This window comes from Mycobacterium sp. (assembly GCF_052144515.1).
Classification (GTDB): domain Bacteria; phylum Actinomycetota; class Actinomycetes; order Mycobacteriales; family Mycobacteriaceae; genus Mycobacterium.
The window spans coordinates 1-5,074 of the sequence record NZ_JBKQQD010000341.1 but is presented as its reverse complement, the minus strand read 5'-3'; the positions used below and the strand labels follow the sequence as shown (position 1 = coordinate 5,074).

Annotated in this window: 4 protein-coding genes; 2 read left to right on the top strand and 2 right to left on the bottom strand. The window is 64.7% G+C overall.

All coding sequences use genetic code 11. From position 1 onward, the window contains the following. The first annotated feature begins 547 nt into the window (after positions 1-547). Both ACLP9N_RS22695 and ACLP9N_RS22690 read left to right on the top strand, forming a co-directional pair. Positions 548-727: a DUF6131 family protein gene (locus ACLP9N_RS22695; protein ID WP_442409501.1), complete on the top strand. Its 180-nt coding sequence runs from the start codon at positions 548-550 to the stop codon at positions 725-727. Positions 728-1,007: 280 nt separating this feature from the next. After that, a complete protein-coding gene (locus tag ACLP9N_RS22690; protein ID WP_442409500.1) occupies positions 1,008-2,267 on the top strand; it encodes a fatty acid desaturase family protein in 1,260 nt (419 codons plus the stop codon). Between the two features lie 264 nt (positions 2,268-2,531). Here the strand turns inward: ACLP9N_RS22690 and ACLP9N_RS22685 are convergent, their stop codons facing one another. Next, on the bottom strand, positions 2,532-3,542 hold the full coding sequence (locus ACLP9N_RS22685; RefSeq protein ID WP_442409499.1) for a dihydroorotate dehydrogenase-like protein: 1,011 nt from the start codon (positions 3,540-3,542) through the stop codon (positions 2,532-2,534). Continuing rightward, positions 3,542-5,074, bottom strand: a 1,533-nt coding sequence (locus tag ACLP9N_RS22680) for a 4Fe-4S dicluster domain-containing protein (RefSeq protein ID WP_442409498.1), incomplete at its 5' end; no start/stop codon positions are given. The genes ACLP9N_RS22685 and ACLP9N_RS22680, both read right to left, overlap by 1 nt.

Sequence of the window (5,074 nt, the reverse complement as noted above, 5' to 3'; positions counted from 1 at the left end):
CCCGCGAGATGGTCATCGACGCTCTTGACGCTAGGGGCGGGCGACACCGAACGCTGCCGGGCCCTTACCACCTGGCTGCACACCTACAATCACCACCGCGGCCACACCGCACTCGGCGGGCAACTAGCCGGGGGTCCCCGACAGGGGTAGGATTGTTGTTGCTGAGTTCTTCAGCCAGTCCGGAAGCGAGTTTGGCTGTACGCCGCTGAACTTGATGAGCGTTTGCTCGCGCCGCACATTCCGATTTCTACCCATTTCGGTCGAGACAGCATGCACATGTCGCTCATTTCCCCGTTAGCCCGGAATTCGGAGGGCCACCAACTCCGCGTTCACCCGACCCGTGCCCGTCGGTTCGGCGGCCACTTGACCGGCGACCGAGCGAGAAACACCCGTGTCGGTGACACCGGGAATCTGGCCGCGGACCGAAGGACGCGCCGATCAGGCAGGGGCAACGTCAAACCGGCTGGGGGCCAAGCTAAATGAGCCTTCAAACACTGACCCGGGCAATCCTCCTCCCCGACATCTACAAAGAATCTAGGTAAACGTCATGATCGTTCTCGGAATCATCCTTATCGTCCTCGGGCTCCTCCTCCCTAGCCTTGTCCCCACCTTCGCCTTCGCCCATATTGTTTTGGTCATCGGGGTCATCCTCCTCGTCGTCGGCCTGTTACTGGCGGTGATGGGACGGATGGGACACGCCGTCGGCGGCCGCCGCCACTACTACTAAAGGCCAGATGTACCAAGCGGCTACCCGACTCGGCCGGCCGAAGCTCCTGTCTGCAACACGCCGCCGCTCACCTCGCGAGGTAGCGACCTCCGCGACTCATCGAAAAATGTGAGCGCGCAGACAAATTGGATCCGCCTGCACGGACATCGGAAACACCTGAGTCCGCCACCCATGAGGGAACCGAAGAGTGGGTTGCCGCAGCGGTTGCGGTGGTTCTTAGTTCTTCGTTGCCGATGAACGCTGGCGACCCGACATATAAGCCGACGAAAGGCAGCAAACGATGGCGATTACGGACATTCCGGCGTTCGCCCACCTAACCGACGCCGACATCGAGAATCTCGCCGTTGAGCTGGACGCGATCCGGCTGGACATCGAGGATTCCCGTGGTGAGCGCGACGCGCGCTACATCCGCCACACCATCGCCGCGCAACGTGCCCTTGAGGTAGCCGGCCGGCTCATGCTGGCCGGTAGTTCGAAACGCGCGGCGTGGTGGGTGGGAACGGTGACCCTGGGTCTGGCCAAGATCATCGAGAACATGGAGATCGGCCACAATGTCATGCACGGCCAGTGGAACTGGATGAACGATCCCGAGATCCACTCCTCGACATGGGAGTGGGACATGAGTGGGGCGTCAAAACACTGGCGCTTCACCCACAACTTCCAGCACCACAAATACACCAACATCCTCGGCATGGATGACGATGTGGGCTACACCATCCTGCGAGTCACCCGTGACCAGCCCTGGGAGCCCTACAACATCGGCAACGTGCTGTTCAACACCATCCTCGCGCTTGGATTTGAGTGGGGAATTGGCTTTCAGCCCATCGAGTTAGGCAAGGTCCTCAAGGCCGGCCCGGACCGCGAAATCACCCTCCTGCAGTTGCGCGAGTTTTCGGCCAAGGCCGGAAGGCAGGTGCTCAAGGACTACGTCGCGCTCCCGGCGCTTACCTCGCTGTCGCCGGCGGCGACCTACAAATCGACGCTGAAGGCCAACATAGTGGCCAACGTGATCCGCAACATCTGGGCCAACGCGGTGATCTTCTGTGGCCATTTCCCCGATGGCGCCGAGAAATTCACCAAGACTGACGTGATCGGCGAAACCCGGGGTCAGTGGTATCTGCGCCAGATGCTGGGCAGCGCTAACTTTAACGCCGGGCCGGCGATGCGGTTCATGAGCGGCAACCTGTGCTACCAGATCGAGCATCACCTTTACCCCGATCTGCCCAGCAACCGGCTGCATGAGATCTCGGTGCGGGTCAGGCAGGTCTGCGACAAGTATGACCTCCCGTACACCACGGGTTCGTTCCTGATGCAGTACGGCAAGGCGTGGCGCACCATCGCCAAACTGTCGCTGCCGGACCGCTACTTGCGCGACACCGCCGACGACGCTCGGGAGACCCGCAGCGAGCGGATGTTCACCGAACTGGAGCCCGGTTTCGCCCGGACCGACCTAGCGACAGGGCGCCGCCGCGGGCTCAAGACAGCGATCGAGGCGGTCCGCCAATGGCGTCGCGACCCGCGCCTCCGCGAAGACCGGTGAAGGAAACCTTGGCGATCCGCGGGTTCGCCGCCAGCGCCTTCCCGACCGACCGGCTGACCGGGTGCGGCGTATTTCATGGCGTTTCTTCCTCTGCCCTGGCATTAGATGGGGCCCATCACCGATGGCCGCGAGTTACCCGCCGCCGAGGGCCGATGGCTATTGCTCGCAACTTTCACTCAACGGCTGCGGCGGCGCCGCGGGTAGGGGTCGAAAGACCTTGAGTAGCTGTGAAAATCGCCGTCGAGTGTGTGCGAGCCTCTACGGTTACCAGGGGCCGTAGTCGGTGCTGTTGGCTAGCCGTAGTGCGCTGACGTAGTCCCCGCGTTCGCGTGCGGTCTCGTCGGCGCCGACGGGTGTGGCGAGCAGGCCACGCAGTTTCTCGACGGTGGTATATCCCTTGCGTCGCATCCATTCACACAAGCCGTCGAGCAGTACGGCGGCGTGTTCCGGGCCGTGGCGCAGCAGTGCTGACGCGGTCATCACCACATCCGCGCCGGCAAGCAGGTACTTGATCAGCTCAATGGAGCTCTCGACGCCGGTCGTCGCGGCGAGCGACGCGCCGACCCGTCCGCGCAGTAACGCAATCCACGTCAGCGGCAGCCGAATCTCCGCCGGGGTGGACAACGACACCGCGCGCACCACGGTGAGGGTCTCGGGGTCGATGTCGGGCTGCAGGAATCGGTTGAACAGAACAAGCCCGTCCGCACCGGCCTCGTCGAGGCGCCGTGCCATCTCGCCGGTCGCGCTGAAGTACGGGCTGAGCTTCACGGCCACCGGTACGGTCACCGCGTCCTTGACCCGAGCCAGGATGTCGAGGTGACGCTGTTCGACGTCGCGGCCGCAGATGTGCGGATCGCCGGGTAGGTAGTAGATGTTCAATTCGATTGCGGCCGCACCGCAGTCCTGCATTGACCGGGCGTAGCGGGCCCAACTGCCGGGCGTGCTGCCGTTGAGGCTGCCGATCACGGGAACTGAGACCGCGCCGGCCGCGCGTTCGAGCAGGCTCAAGTACCGGCGTGCTCCGTGGTCCTCGTCGGCGGCCTGCGGGAAGTACGACAACGACTCGGCGAAGCTCTCGGTGCCTGCCTCCACAAGACGTGCGTTCTGCTCAGCCTCGCGGCGCAGTTGCTCTTCGAACAGCGAATAGAGCACCACCGCACCGACGCCGGCGTCGGCGAGGCGCCGGACGCCGTCGACGGTCTGCGACAGCGGAGATGCCGCCGCGACCCGTGGGTTGCGCAATGTAAGGCCCATATAGCTGGTCGACAGTTCCATCAGCGTTCCCTGCGGGCGTCGGCGTGGAAGTGTTCGGAACCGCGGGAAGCCATCTCCTCGTAGACATTCCAGCGCTGAGCGTTGGCTTGGTCCGCGAGGCCGAGAAGCCGGTCGTACTCGGCCGGATCGGCGTTGGCCAGTGAGCGGTACCGCAATTCCCGGGTGCGGTAGTCGGCGAGCGGGATCCGCGGCTGGTGCGAATCGAGCAGGAACGGGTTCTCTCCGGCCGCCCGCAGCACCGGGTCATAGCGAATCAGCGGCCAGTGCCCGCTGGCCACGGCACGGTACTGCTGATCCATCCCCTGACGCATTTCGATGCCATGTGCAATGCACTGGCTGTAGGCGATTACCAGCGAAGGGCCGTCGTACGCCTCAGCCTCACGGAATGCCTGGAGAGTCTGTTGCGGGTCGGCACCCATCGCGACCTTGGCGACGTAGACGTTTCCATATGCGATCGCTTGGAGCGCGAGATCCTTCAACGGCACTGTCTTGCCGGCGGCGGCGAACTTGGCCACCGCGCCCAGCGGGGTCGCTTTGGACATCTGACCACCGGTGTTGGAATAGACCTCGGTGTCGAGCACCAGCACGTTGACATTGCGCCCGGTCGCCAACACGTGGTCGAGCCCACCAGACCCGATGTCGTACGCCCAGCCGTCACCGCCGACGATCCACACGCTGCGCCGGACCAGGTGGTCCACCACACTGCGCAGGTCACCGGTCATGGCGGGATCGATTCTGTCGATGCGGCGCCGGAGCTCGGCCACCCGCTGCCGCTGATCGTGCAACTCGGACTCGCGCAGCTGCGGGGCCGCCAGAATGGCGTCGACGAGTTCGGCGCCGAGTACGTCGCGCAACTCGGCCAGGCGCCGCTGGGCCAGCTGCGCGTGGGCGTCGCTGGCCAACCGGAAGCCGAGCCCGAACTCCGCGTTGTCCTCGAATAGCGAGTTGGACCACGCCGGACCCCGCCCGTCGGTGTTGGTGGTCCACGGCGTGGTGGGCAGGTTGCCGCCGTAGATCGACGAGCAGCCGGTCGCGTTGGCGATCATCAGCCGGTCTCCGAAGAGCTGCGAGAGCAGCTTGAGGTAGGGCGTCTCGCCGCACCCCGCACACGCGCCGGAGAACTCGAATAGGGGCTCCAGGAACTGCGAGCCGCGCACGGTGCCGAAGTCCACCTGGGACCGGTCACTGACCGGCAGGGTCTCGAAAAAGGCGATGTTGTCTCGCTCTGCGGCCAACCGCGGCTCGCCGGGAGCGAGATTGATCGCCTTGGTCACGGTGGTGCCGGGAATGACGACCGGGCAGGCTTCGACACACAGGCCGCACCCGGTGCAGTCCTCGACGTACACCTGCAGCGAGTACCGGGCGTTCGGCAGCCCGACGGCGTCCAGCGGCGCCGAGTCGAACTTCTCCGGCGCGCCCGCCAGCCGGGACTGGTCGTAGTACTTCGACCGGATCACGCTGTGCGGGCAGACGAAGCTGCAGTTGCCGCACTGAATACAGCTCCCGGCATCCCAGACCGCCACCAGTTCGGA